The following is a 17,089-nucleotide window of genomic DNA, read 5'->3' as shown; positions in this document are numbered from 1 at the left end:
ATGTAAAAGTAGAATATTTTCAAAACCTGAAACATTTTTGAAGCTTATATTTTACGCAAAAAGCAGTATTTTTTATTTAAAAACTGATTTATAAATAGTTATACAACTCATCACAATAACCAGGATTCCGATCACCAGAAACATCTTCTTCACAGGCAGTTTAGCCGTAAGCATGGCAGAGAAAGGAGCCGTGATAATTCCACCAATCAGAAGACCCAGAATAATGTTCCAGTGCTGAATTCCGAGTGTAAGGAAAAAAGTGACTGCTGCGGTTATCGTCAGAATAAATTTGGCAACTGTGGAACTTCCAACAGCAAATCTGGGTGTAAATGCATTCTTGATCAGAGTTCCTGTTACCAAAGGTCCCCAGCCTCCACCGGCAAATGAATCTATGAATCCTCCTATCACTCCAAGCCGGGTGAGATTAGTTTTTCTCTTCATGGCCCGGTCCTGTTTCTCTTTAAAAGCATTGGAAAGAATCTGAATTCCCAGATACAGAGTGTAAAAAGCAATAATGGTCTTTGTGATCTTGGCATAATATTCACCCAGATACGTTAGGCTCACCGCACCGATCACAGCCCCGATCACAGCCGGAACCGCCAATTTTTTCACCAGACTTTTGCTTACGTTTTTAAGTTTAATATGGCTCAGGCTTCCTGCAGCCGTCGTAAAGCTTTCCGCAGAATGGATACTGGCACTTACGATATGAGGCGGGATATTCAGAAATAAAAGCGTTGTTGTACAGATTACCCCATAGCCCATTCCCATTGACCCGGCCACAATCTCTGCAAAAACACCTACCAGCATCATCCAGTAAAAAATATAGTTGTCTTTGGCCAGAATATTCAGCAGTTCATCTGTGTACCCCAATTCGTGCATGGATAAAACAGTGATCAGCAATACAGCAGCTGTAACCAGGAATACATTGAGCCTTATCTGAATTTTTCTTGAAATAATCATATGGTAATATCAAACTTTTACAACTGTTCTAAGCCCAGTCTGAGGTGAGTGAATGATTTGGAGTACTGCAAATATGAAACAAAAATATTACCCTACCAAAAAAGTAGACTAATTATTCAAAAAAAAGGACCGGGTTAATCCACCAGATCCATCAGCGTTTTTTTCTCGAGAATATTCAGTGACGCGTCACGAACCTCAATGAGCACATCGTGCAGCCCACAGTGGTCTTCATTGCAATCTTCACATTTTTCGTAGAAATTCAGACTGACACATGGCAGCATGGCGATTGGGCCATTAACCAAACGGATGATCTTGGCCAATTTCACATTTTCCGGATTTTCACGGAAGAAATAGCCCCCTCCTTTTCCTTTTTTACTGTCCAGAATATCTGCTTTTTTTAATTCCAGCAGGATATTCTCTAAAAATTTCAAAGGGATCTTTTTATGTTCCGCAATTTCGGATATAAGAACCGGGCCATCATTCCTTTTTTCTACCAGGTATGAAAGCGCTTTAAAAGCATATTGGGATTTTTTTGAAAGCATTACAGCAAAAGTAAGAAAATAGTTTGAAATAGATAAATGGTTGTTGAAAGGCAAAAGGGCAAAACAGCGAAATGGCTAAATCGCGAAATGGCGAAAAGGTAAAAGGCGAAGGGTGATAGAGCAAAGAAAGCTGAGAAAGCTGAGAAGACGAAGACTGAAGTGGCGGATAAGCTAATGTGCAAATTTGCCCATTTACCTCTTTGCGACTTTGCCCTTTTGCCTTTTTGCTTTCTCAGCTTTCTTCGCTTTCTTTGCCTTTTTCCCATTAAATCCTTAAGTTTGCTCCTATGTTCAGTAAACAGGAAGCACAACAGTTAAAAAAGGAGTTTTGGACGGCATTTGGAAAATCTTTTCCGAGAAAATGGCTTTTGTATGATACCAAAATCAAGGATCTTTCATTTAAATTCTATGCTGATAATAAAAAAGCAGAGGTTTCTCTGGATATAGAAATGAAGGATGAAATTTTCAGGAATGCTTACTATGAAAAGATCTGGTCTCTGGAAGATATTCTGAAAGATTTTATTGGTGATTTTCAAAAGGAAGAATATTATACGCTTGATAATGGAAAAATAATCAGCAGGATCTGGACTGAAAAACAGAATGTTTCCATATTCAATAAAAACACCTGGCAGGAAATTTTCGAATTTTTCCAGGAAAAAATGGATGGCTTTGAACAGTTTTACTATGAATATGAAGACTTCATCAAGGATGTGTAAAACAACACATTCTCATTTCAGATAAAGATTTCTGTTCGCAACAAGGAAAAGAGGGTTAAAAATTGCACGAAATCAAATCATATACTGCCAATAATCGTGCTATATATTTTTTGTTCAACACCGTGAAAAGGAATACATAAAATATTATTGTCTCTTTTTAAGATTTTAAATTGCCCTTCCAGCGCTTATTTACGTGCTTTTTGAAATTTGCGGAAACTATTTTCAAAAAATCATCGTTAAAAAAAATCAAATATTATTCTTTAATTCTCTGATTTTAAATATATTTGAAGCTAGAAAAACGAACCCCATGAAAATTGAGTATAGAAATGAGAGTTTTAAGCTCGTGGACAGCATCCATGCCTATGGGAAAAAATATAAATGGTACGTCATCCAGACAACCAGAATAAAGACCCTATAACTCATGCAGCGGATATAAATGCCGCCCGGGATACCTGCATGCCACCTAACAAATTTCCACCGAAACTATAAAAACGGCTTCAGATTTCAGGATCAGTAATCCTGAAGAATTTGTGCGTAAAAAACTGCATAAAAAATTACCAAAGCCAACTTAACCAAATTAAGATAATTCCATCTAAGCGTATGGAGGATTTCAGGGTTTGCAAAACACCCCTGATTCCCTTTGATATAAACACGATGACAACACTAAAAACATTAAACGAACTAAGCATGAGAAAAGTATACAAAAACATTTTTGGAGAAGTGATTTCAAAAGCAAAAGCTGAAAAACTTGATGATTATCATTTATACTATTACGAAAAAGATTCTGACGTACTGAAAGAGATAGAATTTCTTTCCGAAGATGAGATTTACAGCATTAATTATTACATGAGTGACGACGAAAATGAGCAGCAAATCATCAATTATCTGAAAGAAAAATCTGACCTTTTTGATATTGAAAGAAGAGAATCTGCGGGAAATTTCATTATTGCAACGAACAAAATGTATTCACTGGCTGTAGATGAAAAACCATTGATTTCAAAGACCGTTTTCTATGAGGATGATCCTGAAAATTTTATCTGCTCCCAGATCCTTGACAACGAAACCCTGAAACCGGTGCCGGAAAGAACAACAAAATGCTGGTATGATCTTGATGAAAACGGCGAAAAATATGCCGCCATAGAATTCAGCTATCAGGAAGACGGAAAACTTGAACTGGCGATAGATAAAACCCCGAATCCAGATAATGATATGGAATGGGAACATTATGAATACGCTAGTTTTAAGGATCTGCAAAACCGGATTGATGCAGATATTAGCTATTACAAAACAGCCGCACTGCTTCCAAAAACAGCTGAAAAAGAATATTAAATACTATAATCAGACAAAAATATAAAACAATAGCTTTTTAGTTTTTATTGTTTTTTGTATTTTTAATCAAAATAAAATGCCGGGTTTAAGGGTTTCAGAAAACTTTTAAACCCGGCATTACTATCAGTAATCAATACTTAATATTAACTCATTATTATTATGGAAGAGAATTCCTTTATATTCACTGACGGACAGGATCCCAAGATGATTGAAGCCTATGAAAAAGCAAGAGAAACCTTTAAATATTTCTGGAGGGAGCAATCCTGGGAAAACAGAAGAATTATTCCGGCACTTGATCTTTCCTGTGTAAAAGCATCATTCAGTGAAAAAGATGCTGAAACGGGAGAAGATATTGTTGAACATATGTGGATTAACGAAATTGATTTCGATGGTGAAACGGTGAGCGGATTTCTCATCAATGAACCAAATAAGCTTACGAATATCAAAGCCGGGGATTATTTTGAAATTCCGCTCAGTGAGATCAGCGATTGGTTGTTTGCGATTACTCCTGACGTAAAAAAACCAAAAGGTCTTTCAAAATTGTTCTCTTCCTCCGAAAGTCCTTTACCTAGAACTTACGGCGGATTTACCATCCATAAAATGCGGGCCGATATGCCTGAAAATGAAAGAAAGGAGCACGATGATGCCTGGCAGCTGGATTTCGGAGATTTCAATGATATTTTAATCGTGAACGGACAAAAGGAGCACCCCGAAAACCTGACGGAGCATCCTATGAGCAAAAATATGAATGGCGAATTCCAGAAATTCTTTCAGGAATACCCGGAAGAGCTGACCAATACGGATGAAAACGGGCTGACGCTTCTGCACAGGGAAACCATTGCAGGAAACCTGACCTCAGTGAAAATTGCTCTGGAAGCCGGAGTTGATAAAAATGCAAGATCAGGGAAAGGAAAAACGGCCCTTGACTATGCGAAACAGCTGAAATGGGAACATATTATTCCGGTTTTGGAGAATTAATCTGTTTTAATAACATCAGATATATTTTTAAAGAGAAACAATTGTTTCTCTTTTTTTGTACTGCATGCTCCGGAAAGCCCGGTATTACGATAAAACACTATACACCAATAACTTAATTATTATTTTTATTAAAAAAAAACAGAAATGGAATAATAAATTCACTACCTTAGGATTTGTATAAGCGGAATCCGAAAAGCTTCAAAAGAGTAGGAAAAACCAAAAACAAATTATCATGAGAAATTTAAAAAAACTTTCAAGAAACCAAATGAAGGCACTAAGCGGAGCAGTAGCAGCTCCTTGTGACGGATGGAAATTATGTCACGCTAATGACGACGGAAGCTATGGCTGGGGAATGTGTCCGCCTTCAACAGGAGGTACCAGCTGCCATAATTATGCCTGCGGTGGCGGATTTTGGTGCTAATTAAGCAATGAGAATGAATAGCTCTTGTAAAAAGGCTATTCATTCTTTATATTGATCCTGTCATTTTCATTAATAATCACAATTACTATGAAAAAAATAATCTTACTGATTCTGATGTTCATGTTCGGAATCGGGTTTGCACAAAAAGTAAAGAAAGAAGAAAAAGTTAAAGACAAATTTGAATCCCGGCAGCCTCAGGACATGTCGGTTCCACCACCTCCTACCGTTGCTTTTCCGGCTCAGTATCCCGGTGGAAATAAGGCATTTATTGAAAATATCAGGAAAAATATAAACAAAGATGCCCTTAAGTCCCTTGATAAATTGATGATTACAAAAATTATCGTGAAAGTAAATCCTGAAGGCAATGTATTAAATGTTTCAACTTACGGCGGGAATGAGGTTTTCAAAGCCGAAGTGAAAAAAGCAGCTGAAAAAGCCACCGATAAGATTAAATGGGAAGCCGGAAAAAATAACCGGGGAGAAAAGGTAACTGATATCGTCAATATTCCTTTCAAATATTCAAATACATAAACAGATATCCTCATTATTTCATAAATAACTTAAGTTCGGGATAAGAAATTTAAGGTGAAGTTGGCTGGAAGCTGGAAGAATGAGGCTGGAAGTTAATACCAGACATTCATATTAAACACCAGCCATAGAATTTGATAAAGCTGGCTTTAAAAATGAATAAAATTGTTTTAAACTTCTGCTTTCAGACTTCAATAACTTCCCTCTTCTGCCCTCAGACTTCCTTACCAAATGATAAAAACAGAAATCTCTTATCCCGAACTCAGGTAAATAATAAAAAAGAGAAACCTCACGGCTTCTCTTTTTATATTATCCAAACTTCTTTTTCCTCATCCAGAAGAACAATCCTCCCAGAAGGCCGATGACTACCAAAGGTAAGAGCAGATTCAGCCACTGCCAGTTTGTTTTTTCTTCCGTAATGCGGTTTCTGTCGAGAAGTCTTTCTTCAATATTCCTATTTCTGAGCGCCATCAGGTTGCTGTCGTCCAGAAGATAATCCAAAGCATTTCTCAGGAACTGTTCGTTTCCGAACTCCTGATTCGTCAGGCGGTCAATTCCCATCGGAAGCGGCTCACCTTTGTGCATTTTATTTCTTCCGACATCTCCGTCAGCAATCACGATCATTTTATTTTCAGGGCTCTGGCTTTTAAAACCGGGATAGCCTTTTCTTTCGATTCTTGAAGCGTAAGCAGAATTAAACTTCCCTTCCAATGCCACTGCAAAGATCTTTGGCGTACTTGGCTTTTCCATTTGTCCAAGGCTGTCCACACTGGCAATTTCCTTAAGGTCTACATAGTTGGGAACCTGCTTCAGAAGCGTTCTTTCACTGGATTCAAAAAGAACACGGGTCCTGATGTTTTTTCTTCCTCCCAATGTATCAATTGAAGTTGGAAACTCAAATTTCACCGGATTGATATTCTTAGTAATCGGGTTGTCGTTTTCAGCAATTCCAAGAGGGAAATATGGCCACGGAAGGCTTGTATACTGCGGATTCCCTCCTACTTCACCGGTAACCAGTTTCAGCAGTGCAAATTTCTTAACATCTTTCACCAAAGCCGGATTGATCCTGATTCCATAATTGAAAAAGAAATCCGTCATATTAATATCTACAGGGAAAGGCATCACTTTCTGCGATCTTGTCAGCGTATCCATTTCAGCATTTACCGCATCAATCATCCAAAGTGTTTTTCCCCCGTTCATAATAAACTGGTCCAGGATTACTTTTTCATTATCTGTAAATGCTTTTCTGGGCTTTGCAATGACCAGTGCGCTCATCTGCTTCAGCAAAGGAAGGTCTTCCAGGGTTAGTTCGGTCTGGTTTTTCGGAATTACAGGACCTGCATCATAATTTTCCATAGCCAGCTGCATAAATCCGTGGAATTCTTCAGGGCTCAGCTCATCATGATTGACCAGAATTCCTACTTTCTTTCTCCTGTCCGTTGCTATATTCTTGATATTGGAAACCAGACTGTATTCCAGACCTTCTATGGATCTGGTCAGCTGCTGGTCTGCATCTATTCCCGCCTGCTGTACCACCAACGGGATAGAAACTCCATTCTTGTTATACTTTATTACGGCATAAGGAAAAAGAGTAATCTGTGAGATCTTCCCGTCTTTGATATCCGGAAGAACGGAAGGCTGCATGCCCATCGCCATCAAAGTGTCCTGAGACATTTTTGTTTTAATGGGGTCAATAAATTTAAAATCTATTTTTGGATTGATCTTCCTGAATTCTTCCAGCATGAATCTGGTTTCATTCTGAAGCTGTTTAAAGCTTGCCGGGAAATCTCCTTCAAGATAAACATCTATCGTAAGCGGTTTTTTTACTGATTCCAGTACTTTTACCGTACTGTCTGAAAGGGTGTATCTTTTTTCTTTCGTTAAATCTAACCTGATTCCGGAATAAGTAAGCAGAACCACTAAAGGTACTATTACAATCAGGAAAATTCCTAACGGGGATTTTATATTGAACTTCTTCATCGTACTACTTCTTTTTAGTGATAAAATGGTTAGACAACAGCAATGTTGCTCCAATGATCAGGATAAAATAAGCTACATCCTTAAAATCGATAAGGCCCCTCGTAAATCCAAGAAAATGCTGATAAAATCCTATATTCTGAAGAATAAAGTCTGCTCCGCCCAGCAGTTTATAGCTGGCCAGCTGCTCTATCCCGAAGTACATAATAAAACACATGAAAACGCCCAGCAGATAAGCCATGATCTGGTTCTGCGACAGTGAGGAGGCTAAAATTCCCACTCCTGAAAATGCTGCAATCAGTATAATCAATCCGATATAGCTTCCAAACGTCATCCCAAAATCCAAATTTCCGGCAGGAACGCCAAGAACATAGATGGTATAAAGGTAAATCAGTGATGGAATAAGACATAAAACGCCAACGATCCACACGGAAAAAAACTTCCCGGTCACCAGTTCTGATACTTTTAAAGGTTGTGAAAAAAGCCAGTTCAGGGTTCCCGTCTGCTGTTCTTCTGCAAAAGTTTTCATAGAAAGGGCAGGAATGATAAACATCAGGAGCCATGGAACGAGAACGAAATAGCTCTGCAGAGAAGCCATCCCGATATCGAAAATATTGGAATCATTCTCGAAAAAAAACAGGAAAAGAGCTGTGATAAGACTGAATGCACCGATAATTACCCATGCGCTCCAGTTTCCAAAGTAACTCCAAAGTTCCTTTTTTAAAATTGCAATCATAGTTTTTTTGTAAAATGTAAAAGGTAAAATGTATTCATGTAATAGGTAGTACCGTACTTATGAAAAATCTTACCCAGAACAATTATTTGTTTTTCTTTTTTTTATTAACGAGTTTTACGGTCATCATGATCAGAAATACAAGAACGAAAAATCCGGCGATTAATTGCCACCAGTACTCAATTACTAACGATTTCAGGATCACGGTAAACACCACCAGGAACAGAATAAATGTTGCTATTTCATTGGCCTGTCTCAGCTTGATATTGGGTGTTTCTATGGTTCCTCCGTTCAGTTCTTTCAGTTTCAGGACTTTTTTCCAGCACCAGTAATGGTAGACTGCAAGACCGATCAGAAAGGTCAGTTTTAAATGAAACCACGGCATTTTCATCAGCCCGGTATTCAGAAAAATCATGACAATTCCACAGACAGCCATAATAACGCCCGCAGGAACCGTAATAATATTCCACAGCCTTCTCGCCATGAACGTGTACTGTTCTCTAAGGATTTTCTTTTTCTCTTCTGCAAATTCATCGGTATCCTTGTAGTAAACGAAAATTCTCACGAGATAAAAAATACCCGCAAAATAGCTTACCATAAAGATAATATGCAGTGCTTTGATTATTGTGTAAAGCATTTTTTAAAATAATGGCAAATATAATGTTAATAACAAAAATATTTGTTAGAAATAATGATAAAAATGCTCCGATTGCGTCCTGCATAACCCCAACATCATTAAATTCTTCCTTTTTTTTAAAGTCAAAACGTAATGAAAACGGTCATGCTGATCGAAATCGAAGCATCTGTATGCTGAAAGATCAATTAAGAAATAACACCAAGCTCTTTTCCAACTTTTTCAAAAGCGGCAATCGCTTTGTCAAGATGGGCTCTTGTATGGGCAGCGGAAAGCTGTACCCTGATTCTTGCTTTTCCTTTCGGAACTACCGGATAGAAGAATCCGATCACGTAAATCCCTTCATCCATAAGCTTTTCAGCCATTTTCTGAGCAAGAGGTGCATCGTACAGCATCACCGGAACAATGGCTGCATCGCCTTCAGGAATATCAAATCCTTTAGCCACCATTTCTGTTCTGAAATAAGCTGCATTTTCCATCACCTGATCACGAAGTGAAGTATCATCAGAAATCATATCCAAAACTTTCAGAGCAGCACCTACGATACCAGGAGCCAGTGAATTGGAGAATAAATATGGACGGGAACGCTGTCTCAGCAAATCGATGATCTCTTTTTTACCGGAAGTAAATCCACCCAAAGCACCGCCTAAAGCTTTCCCTAATGTAGAAGTGATAATATCTACTCTTCCCATCACTTCATTGGCTTCATGGGTACCACGTCCTGTTTTCCCGATGAATCCTGTAGCATGCGAATCATCAACCATTACTAAAGCATCATATTTATCTGCCAGGTCGCAAACGCCCTTCAGGTCAGCCACAATACCGTCCATAGAGAAAACCCCGTCTGTAACGATGATCTTGAAACGGTGATTCTTTTCGGAAGCTGCAATCAGCTGGGCTTCCAGATCAGCCATATTATTATTTTTATAACGGTATCTTGCTGATTTACATAAACGTATACCATCAATAATAGAAGCATGGTTTAATTCATCTGAAATAATAGCATCTTCTTCTGTAAACAACGGCTCGAAAACACCTCCGTTAGCATCAAAACATGCCGCATAAAGAATGGTGTCCTCAAGACCCAGGAAATCTGCAATCTTTTTCTCCAGCTGCTTGTGAATATCCTGAGTTCCACAGATAAAACGTACGGAAGACATTCCATAACCGTGGGACGCTATCATATCCTGAGAAGCTTTCATCACCTCCGGATTGTTGGATAAGCCCAGATAATTATTCGCACAAAAGTTCAAAAGCTTTTTTCCGTTCGCTTCAATTTCCGCACTCTGCTGGGAAGTGATGATTCTTTCTCTTTTGTAAAGACCGTCATTCTCAATGTTTTGCAGTTCGTTCTGTAAATGTTGAAGATATTTTTCAGAGATCATTTTTAGGTAATTTTTTAGATGTGCTAATTTAATAAAAAGGCTTTAAAATATAAGCTTTTATCCGTTTAATTCTAAAAAACGGGGTATAATTTCATTTTTAACATCATTAGTCTACTAATTTAGTAGGATAATAATTATATTTGTTCTTTTAAATAAAGGATTATGAGACTGACAGCGATAAAAAGAATCAACCGGATAAGCTCCCAGGACTTTATTAAAGACCATATGAAACCCCGTTTTCCGGTTATTATGGAAAATTTTATCGACCGTGAAAGTCCTGCATTTAAAAAGTGGAATTATGAGTATTTCAGGAGAATAGCAGGAAATCATAAGGTTAATATTTACGGAAGCGAACTGGAATCTCTGGATAAGGTGGCAAGCAGCCCTGTCGGGCAGACTACATTTTCAGAATACCTTGATCTGATCAGCACCAGACCTACGGAACACAGACTTTTTCTGTTTAACCTTCTTAACATCAGGCCGGAACTTAAAGATGATCTGATATACAATGATGTAACCAATGGTAAAATCCTGAAATGGCTGCCTTTTATGTTCTTCGGCGGCGAAGGTTCCGTTACCCGAAACCATATTGATATTGACATGTCCCACGTTTTTCTGACCCAGTTTCGAGGCACCAAAAGGATCTGGCTTTTCCCCTGGGAACAGTCGGATCTTATGTACAAACTGCCTTATAACTTTCACAATCTGCCGGATATTAAAGAGCCTGACTACAGGGAATTTCCTGCCCTGCTCTATCTCGAGGGTTACGAAGCAGTTCTGCAGCCTGGCGAAACCCTGTACATCCCTTCAGGCTGCTGGCATTACATCCAGTATGAGACTGAAGGGTATTCTGTTTCCACAAGAGCTCTGCCTTCCAGTCTTCTGGAAAAGTGGCGTGGATTTAAAAATATGATTGTCATCCGGAATTTTGACAATTTGATGCGGAAAATTTTAAAGGAAAAATGGTTCCGGTATAAAGTGAAAACAGCGAGGAAAAGAGCTGCCAGAGCTGTGAGAAATCAGAAAAGCTTTCTGATATAAACAACAGGAACTGTTTAACAAAAAATTATTTAAATATGGAATTCATCTATGCCATCATCACTCCCGAGCGTTCATTGTATACTTACTATCCTATCTGCTGTTATTTTAATGGCTGGTAAATTGCTCAAAATAAAAAAACGGACCTGACGTCCGTTTTTTTGTTACTGATTATAAACAATTTTAATGTTTTAAAAACTTTATATTTTTTTCCTGAACCGTAATGATGTAGCTTCCCGGAACCAATTCTGCAATTCCTATTGATTTTCCAGGCCGGTAAGTATCTTTTCTGATCAGCTTACCGTCTGCGGCATGAATGGAATACTCAACAGATCTGTCTATTCCTTTTAAAAACAGTTCATTTTTTGCAGGATTCGGATATAATGCAAAGTCTTCTTTTTCTACGGATGAAACACTTAATGTATTATCCTGAACTACGGTAGAATTTTTCTCCAGAATCTGGTGCTCATAATTGAACTGAACACTGGCCACAGGAAACGAAACATTTTCGAGGAATCCTTGATTATTAGAAGTATGATTCAGCACAAAATAAGCGGTTTGCCCACCTGTTCCATTCACTTTGATGGGTAGAGGCATTTCAAAAAAGCTTACTGAAGAGCTGCTCTGGGTCTGTCCGGCTTTAAAAAGAATCTGGTTGCCCGTCTGTCTCCATTTGATTGTATAGGTAGGATAGCCCTGCCCGTATAGCCAGTCATTGAAAAACTCTGTAAGATCTTTTCCGCTGGACTGAAGAAACGAGGCTTTAAAATCTGCCGTGCTTGCATACCCGTAAGCGAGAGCCGGTCTTGCATGATAGTCTTTCACCGCCTGATAGAAAGCATCATCGCCCAAAATCCATTTAATCATTCTTACAATATATCCTCCTTTTGAATAGGAAAGCCTGCCGCTGAAAATCCTGTTTGAACTGGACAGTTCTGCATCTGAAACGTATGTGCTACCTCCCGGGCTGCTGGTAATATAATCTTTTTCGTCTATAAGATAGTTCATAAACTGTGCATTGGTCATCAGGAGTTTTTCATTGGCCAGGTGTTCTCCGAATGTTGCAAAACCCTCATTCAGCCAGATATCATTCCATGTAGCACATGTTATTTTATCTCCAAACCATTGGTGGGCAAGCTCATGGGCAATAAGATCCCTGGACCAGCCTCCCATGGAAGACATGGTCTGATGCTCCATTCCTCCACCCCATGTGAATTCCATATGACCGTATTTTTCATTACGGAAAGGATAAGGTCCGAAATAGTTTTCGAAGGTCGTCATAATCTGTTTCGTCCATTCAATATTTGCCATCTTTGTTGCGTTGGCATTGGTAGACGGAAATACATAATTCACAAACGGAAACGGCGGGTTACCGATCGTACTGTTGATCTTCGTAAAATTAGTAATAGAAAGCGCAATCAGGTAGGCAGCAGTAGGATAAGCTGTTCTCCAGAAAGTCAGTTTTTTCGATCCCGGAAGTATGGTTTCAGACATGAGTTTCCCATTGGAAGCGACATTATATTGGGATGGTGTCGTTATCTTTAAATCAAACCGTTCTATTTTATCGTTAAGGCTTTGCTTGGTCGGAAACCAGTCCTGTGCTCCATAAGGCTGACTTAGTGTAGAAAGCACGGATGTTCCTCCCTGATTACCATTGAAAAAAGATCCGTTACCAGAAGGTGGGACTCCTGAATAAGTAATGGTGAGTGAATCCAACGTATTGGCGGGAAGAGATGCCGGAAAATCTATTTTTATTTCTTTTGTAGCCAGCTGCTGAAAGGTAAGGTTATTTCCATGATATTTAACCTCTGAAACGGTCAGTACATTCGCCAGGTCAAAATAAATACTGCTCATACTCTGGTTCGGCTTAAAGTGTGAAGTCACAGAACCGGAAATATTTTTAACGGCAGGGTCAATCGAAACATCCATTCTCTGGTACTGAAGATCGTAATTTAAAGTATTGTTATTTACGTTGTAAGTGGTCATTTTTTTTGCAAAGGATTTCATTTCCATTGCTCTCAGGCCTTTTTTTTCAATATTGTGATCATGTCCGTGCTGGCTGTATACAACCTGTGAAAGCAAACAGCTCAGAATCAGAAGGTAAAGTGTTTTCATATCCAAATAAATTATGGCTCAAATATAAATAAAAACCCTTCAATCAAAGATTAAAAGGTTAATTTTAAACAAAATAGATTTTTAAATAAAAAAATCTGCTATTTAGTCATTTTTTACAATATTTAATTCATCTTATTTACAATAGTATGCAATATTTTAAATACAAAATTCAGACAGATTAGAATTGGATTTCACAATTTACAGCACTTAAGCGTTGATTATTGACCATCAAACTGGATTATAACTTATGTTTTAATATTTAATAAACTTGATATGCTGATCTTTAATAGTAAAAATATAAGTTCCGGGAGCCATTGTTGAAATTCCGACCGGTTTTCCGGGCTGGTATACAGCTTTTCTTATCAATTGTCCATCTGCAGCGTGTATTGAATATTCAGCTGATCTGTCTATTCCTTTCAGGTACAGCATATTTTCTGCAGGGTTCGGATACAACACAAAATCTTCCTTCGTCACAGAATCAACGCTTAATGTATTATCCTGAACAACATTGGAGTTTTTTTCCAGAATCTGGTATTCATAATTGAATTCAACGCTTGCGACAGGAAACGAAACTGTTTCCAGAAATCCCTGATTATTTGCCGTATGATTCAATGCAAAATAAGCGGTCTGCCCGCCGGTTCCATTCACTTTGATGGGTAACGGCATTTCAAAAAAGCTTACAGAAGCATTGCTCTGGGTCTGCCCCGCTTTAAAAAGGATCTGATTTCCGGTTTGCCTCCACTTGATGGTATAGGAAGGATAACCCTGTCCATATAACCAGTCATTGAAAAACTCTGTGAAATCCCTGCCGGTAGACTGTAAAAGTGAGGCATTAAAATCTGCTGTTTTTGCATAATTATAAGCCAAAGCCGGTCTTGCGTGATAATCTTTTACGGCCTGATAAAAGGCAGGATCACCGAGAATCCACTTGATCATTCTCAGAATATAAGCCCCTTTTGCGTATGTCAGCCTGTTGCTGAAAATCCTGCTGACCGAAGAAAGATCAGCATCCGGAACATACGTAGAACCGTCAGGCGCAGAAGTGATATTATTGATTTCCCCAAGCAGGAAATTTTTGAATTCCGTGTTGGTCATCAGCAGTTTTTCATTGGCCAGGGCTGCTCCGAAAGTGGCAAAACCTTCATTCAGCCAGATATCATTCCATGCTCCGCAGGTCACTTTGTCCCCGAACCACTGGTGGGCAAGCTCATGCGCAATCAGTCCTTTGCTCCAGCTTCCCATGGAAGACATGGTCTGATGCTCCATCCCTCCCCCGAACTTGAACTGCATATGTCCGTATTTCTCATTCCGGAAAGGATAAGGTCCGAAATAGTTCTCAAACGTAGTCATAATCTCTTTGGTCCATTCAATATTGGCCATACTTACAGGATCAGCATTGGTGGACGGATATATATAATTTACAAACGGAAATGGCGGATTTCCAATGGTATCATTCAGCTTCACAAAATTGGTGATGGAAAGGGCAATCAGGTAGGCAGCGGTAGGATAAGCCGTTCTCCAGAAGGTCAGTTTCTGGCCGCCGGGAAGTGCTGTCTCAGACATTAATTTTCCATTGGCAGCAACGTTGTAGGTTGAAGGCGTAGTAATTTTAAAGTCAAATCTTTCAATTTTGTCATTCATGCTCTGTTTCGTGGGAAACCATTCCTGTGCCCCGTAGGGCTCACTTAAAGTACATAAAATAGGTACTCCGCTCTGTACAGTTGTGGAAAAAGCATTGCCGGCGGTAGGAGCACCTGAATAATGTATCGTCAGTGAATCCAGTGTATTGGCAGGAATAGATGCCGGAAAATCTACTTTTATTTCTTTGGTCGGAAGCTGCTGAAAAGTCAGGTTACTTCCGTGGTACTGCACTTGGGAAACCACCAGAACATCAGACAGATCAAAATAAATACTGCTCATGGCCTGATTAGGCTTAAAATGGGACGTTACAGAACCCGAAATATTGTAGACTGCAGGATCCAGCGTTACATTCATTCTCTGATACTGAAGATCATAATTTAAAGTATTCGGATTGATATTGTAGGCCGTCATTTTCTTCGTAAAAGCATTCATTTCTTTTGCGATAAGGTCTTTCATTTCAATATTCTGTTCATGAATCTGGCTGTACAATGACTGGGAGATCAGAAAGCCCAGCAACAGAAGATAAAATTTTCTCATACTCAGAAGGTTAGATAAATCAAAGATAAAAAAAACCTTCTAATCATAGATTAAAAGGTTTTTAGAATATTAAAATAATATGTTTTAGAGATCCAGAGCCGGTTCAAGGATTTTTTCCATCCTTTTCTTAACCATATCCACAGATCCTGAATAGTTATTAACCATTAATGAAAATACTAATGTTTTTCCTGAGTTGGTCTTAAGATATCCTGCCAGGGTTTTTACTTTATTCAGAGTTCCGGTCTTGGCAAAAACCTGTCCGTTTCCGGTACCGATGAACATTCTTTTCAGTGTCCCGGACTGCCCTCCAACAGGCAGTGAAGTGAAATACGTTTTGTAATATTTCTCATCCATCAGAGAGGTCAGAAACTTCACCTGGGAAATCGGGGTTACATTATTGCTTCTTGAAAGCCCGCTTCCATCCATATAATTCAGACCGATCATATCGAAGCTATCTTCTCTCAGGTGGTTGGTTACAACCATTCTTCCTGATTCCGAGGTCTGATCGCCCATTTTCTGGAAGCCTACTGTTTTCAGCAAAGCTTCAGCCAGGGAATTGTCACTGTGCTGGTTCGTGTAGAATACAATATCACCTAAGGTTGGAGATTTATAGGCTGCTACCAGCTTTCTGCTTTCAGGCGTTGCATCCGTCATTCTTGGCGTTACTTTTCCGGTCACTCCTATTCCGCTTTTCACCATGGTCGTTCTGAAAGAATTGGCAAGGTAAGCCGGAGCATCAGGAAGCTTTGTGGTTAGAAAACCGTCTCCGTCATACTTTTCTGCGTACACCATCTGCTTTACATAGGGAGAAACGTAGAAATATTTCTTGTCTGAAGAAAACCCGGATTTTTTCACAATCAGTTTTTCATTGGCCGGATTAATCTCGCGGGTAGTTCCTACAGGCAGATAGTAATTATTGTTTTCAAGCCATACAACATTTTCCGGAAGCACTGCAATATTGCCTTTGAAAAGCGCTGTCTGAATGATAATATCACCATTTACCTTTTTGATCCCCTCGCGTGAAAGTCCGCTCATGAAGTCTGAAATAATATCCCTGTAAGACCATGCCCCTGCTTTATTGGTTCCCAGTGAAGGGTCACCGCTTCCTACTACATACAGGTTTCCGTTTAAAACTCCGTTTTCATCTACCGTTCCGGAATATTCCAGCTGCGTCATCCAACGGTAGTTTTCCCCTAAAAGGTTCAAAGCAGTTTCCGTGGTCAGCAGCTTGGTGGTAGAAGCCGGAACTAAAGGAGTGTTCTCGTTGTACGAAGAGATTACTTTCTTCGTTTTAGGATCGTACACTACGAATCCCCAGCTTGCATTTTTCAGCACAGGATCCGCCATCATTGTGTTTACATTAATATCTACAAGTTCTTTGGCAGACAACACCGTTCTCTCCGCTACCGAAGTAATGGGAGATGGAAGGTTCAGAGAATTCTTTTGATTGTCGTAAGCCTGTGAGTAAAGAACTGTAGAAACGGTAGATTGAGCAAGGAAAAACCCAGAAGCCAATACCGCTACACCTGAAATATATTTTCTGTAATTTACCATC

At 39.1% G+C, this 17,089-nt stretch carries 15 protein-coding genes; 6 read left to right on the top strand and 9 right to left on the bottom strand.

Annotated elements, in window-relative coordinates:
* Positions 1–72: 72 nt before the first annotated feature.
* Both B7E04_RS10685 and B7E04_RS10680 read right to left on the bottom strand, forming a co-directional pair.
* A complete protein-coding gene (locus B7E04_RS10685) occupies positions 73–960 on the bottom strand; it encodes a sulfite exporter TauE/SafE family protein (protein WP_080778641.1) in 888 nt (295 codons plus the stop codon).
* A gap of 134 nt (positions 961–1,094) precedes the next feature.
* Positions 1,095–1,502, bottom strand: coding sequence for an RrF2 family transcriptional regulator (locus tag B7E04_RS10680; protein ID WP_062652584.1), 408 nt, complete (start codon positions 1,500–1,502; stop codon positions 1,095–1,097).
* 287 nt (positions 1,503–1,789) lie between these two features.
* On the opposite strand from B7E04_RS10680, the gene B7E04_RS10675 reads away from it, so the two are divergent.
* The 5 genes from B7E04_RS10675 (at position 1,790) to B7E04_RS10655 (ending at position 5,477) form a co-directional block, all read left to right on the top strand.
* Complete coding sequence (locus tag B7E04_RS10675) at positions 1,790–2,218, top strand: DUF4268 domain-containing protein (protein WP_062652585.1); 429 nt, start codon at positions 1,790–1,792, stop codon at positions 2,216–2,218.
* A gap of 687 nt (positions 2,219–2,905) precedes the next feature.
* Positions 2,906–3,547, top strand: a complete 642-nt coding sequence (locus tag B7E04_RS10670; RefSeq protein ID WP_080778640.1) for a hypothetical protein — start codon at positions 2,906–2,908, stop codon at positions 3,545–3,547.
* Positions 3,548–3,706: 159 nt separating this feature from the next.
* Positions 3,707–4,525 (top strand): DUF2314 domain-containing protein, encoded by an 819-nt coding sequence (locus tag B7E04_RS10665; protein ID WP_080778639.1) that lies wholly within the window; start codon positions 3,707–3,709, stop codon positions 4,523–4,525.
* A 232-nt stretch (positions 4,526–4,757) separates the two neighbouring features.
* On the top strand, positions 4,758–4,946 hold the full coding sequence (locus B7E04_RS10660; RefSeq protein WP_080778638.1) for a bacteriocin-like protein: 189 nt from the start codon (positions 4,758–4,760) through the stop codon (positions 4,944–4,946).
* 87 nt (positions 4,947–5,033) lie between these two features.
* Entirely contained in the window at positions 5,034–5,477 is a 444-nt protein-coding gene (locus B7E04_RS10655) for a hypothetical protein (protein ID WP_080778637.1), read from the top strand.
* Between the two features lie 306 nt (positions 5,478–5,783).
* On the opposite strand, the gene gldG is transcribed toward B7E04_RS10655, so the two are convergent.
* The 4 genes from gldG to kbl form a co-directional block, all read right to left on the bottom strand.
* Entirely contained in the window at positions 5,784–7,454 is a 1,671-nt protein-coding gene (gene gldG / locus B7E04_RS10650) for a gliding motility-associated ABC transporter substrate-binding protein GldG (RefSeq protein ID WP_080778636.1), read from the bottom strand.
* Positions 7,455–7,458: 4 nt separating this feature from the next.
* The gene (locus tag B7E04_RS10645; protein WP_080778635.1) at positions 7,459–8,187 is read right to left on the bottom strand and encodes an ABC transporter permease; all 729 of its coding nucleotides are present in this window, start codon (positions 8,185–8,187) and stop codon (positions 7,459–7,461) included.
* A gap of 82 nt (positions 8,188–8,269) precedes the next feature.
* Entirely contained in the window at positions 8,270–8,821 is a 552-nt protein-coding gene (locus B7E04_RS10640) for a CopD family protein (RefSeq protein ID WP_080778634.1), read from the bottom strand.
* Positions 8,822–9,006: 185 nt separating this feature from the next.
* Entirely contained in the window at positions 9,007–10,203 is a 1,197-nt protein-coding gene (gene kbl / locus B7E04_RS10635; RefSeq protein ID WP_080778633.1) for a glycine C-acetyltransferase, read from the bottom strand.
* Between the two features lie 162 nt (positions 10,204–10,365).
* Here kbl and B7E04_RS10630 point away from each other — a divergent pair, with 162 nt between their 5' ends.
* Positions 10,366–11,244, top strand: a complete 879-nt coding sequence (locus tag B7E04_RS10630) for a cupin-like domain-containing protein (RefSeq protein ID WP_080778632.1) — start codon at positions 10,366–10,368, stop codon at positions 11,242–11,244.
* Between the two features lie 180 nt (positions 11,245–11,424).
* Here the strand turns inward: B7E04_RS10630 and B7E04_RS10625 are convergent, their stop codons facing one another.
* From B7E04_RS10625 to dacB, 3 genes are all read right to left on the bottom strand, one after another.
* Positions 11,425–13,356 carry a M1 family metallopeptidase gene (locus B7E04_RS10625; RefSeq protein ID WP_080778631.1) on the bottom strand — a complete coding sequence of 644 codons (1,932 nt, stop codon included), beginning with the start codon at positions 13,354–13,356 and terminating at the stop codon, positions 11,425–11,427.
* Between the two features lie 252 nt (positions 13,357–13,608).
* On the bottom strand, positions 13,609–15,534 hold the full coding sequence (locus B7E04_RS10620; protein ID WP_080778630.1) for a M1 family metallopeptidase: 1,926 nt from the start codon (positions 15,532–15,534) through the stop codon (positions 13,609–13,611).
* Positions 15,535–15,618: 84 nt separating this feature from the next.
* Positions 15,619–17,088: a D-alanyl-D-alanine carboxypeptidase/D-alanyl-D-alanine endopeptidase gene (dacB, locus tag B7E04_RS10615; RefSeq protein ID WP_080778629.1), complete on the bottom strand. Its 1,470-nt coding sequence runs from the start codon at positions 17,086–17,088 to the stop codon at positions 15,619–15,621.
* Between the last annotated feature and the right edge of the window lies 1 nt (position 17,089).

Source organism: Chryseobacterium phocaeense (assembly GCF_900169075.1).
In the GTDB taxonomy this organism is placed as follows: domain Bacteria; phylum Bacteroidota; class Bacteroidia; order Flavobacteriales; family Weeksellaceae; genus Chryseobacterium; species Chryseobacterium phocaeense.
This window is presented reverse-complemented; position numbering and strand designations above follow the sequence as displayed.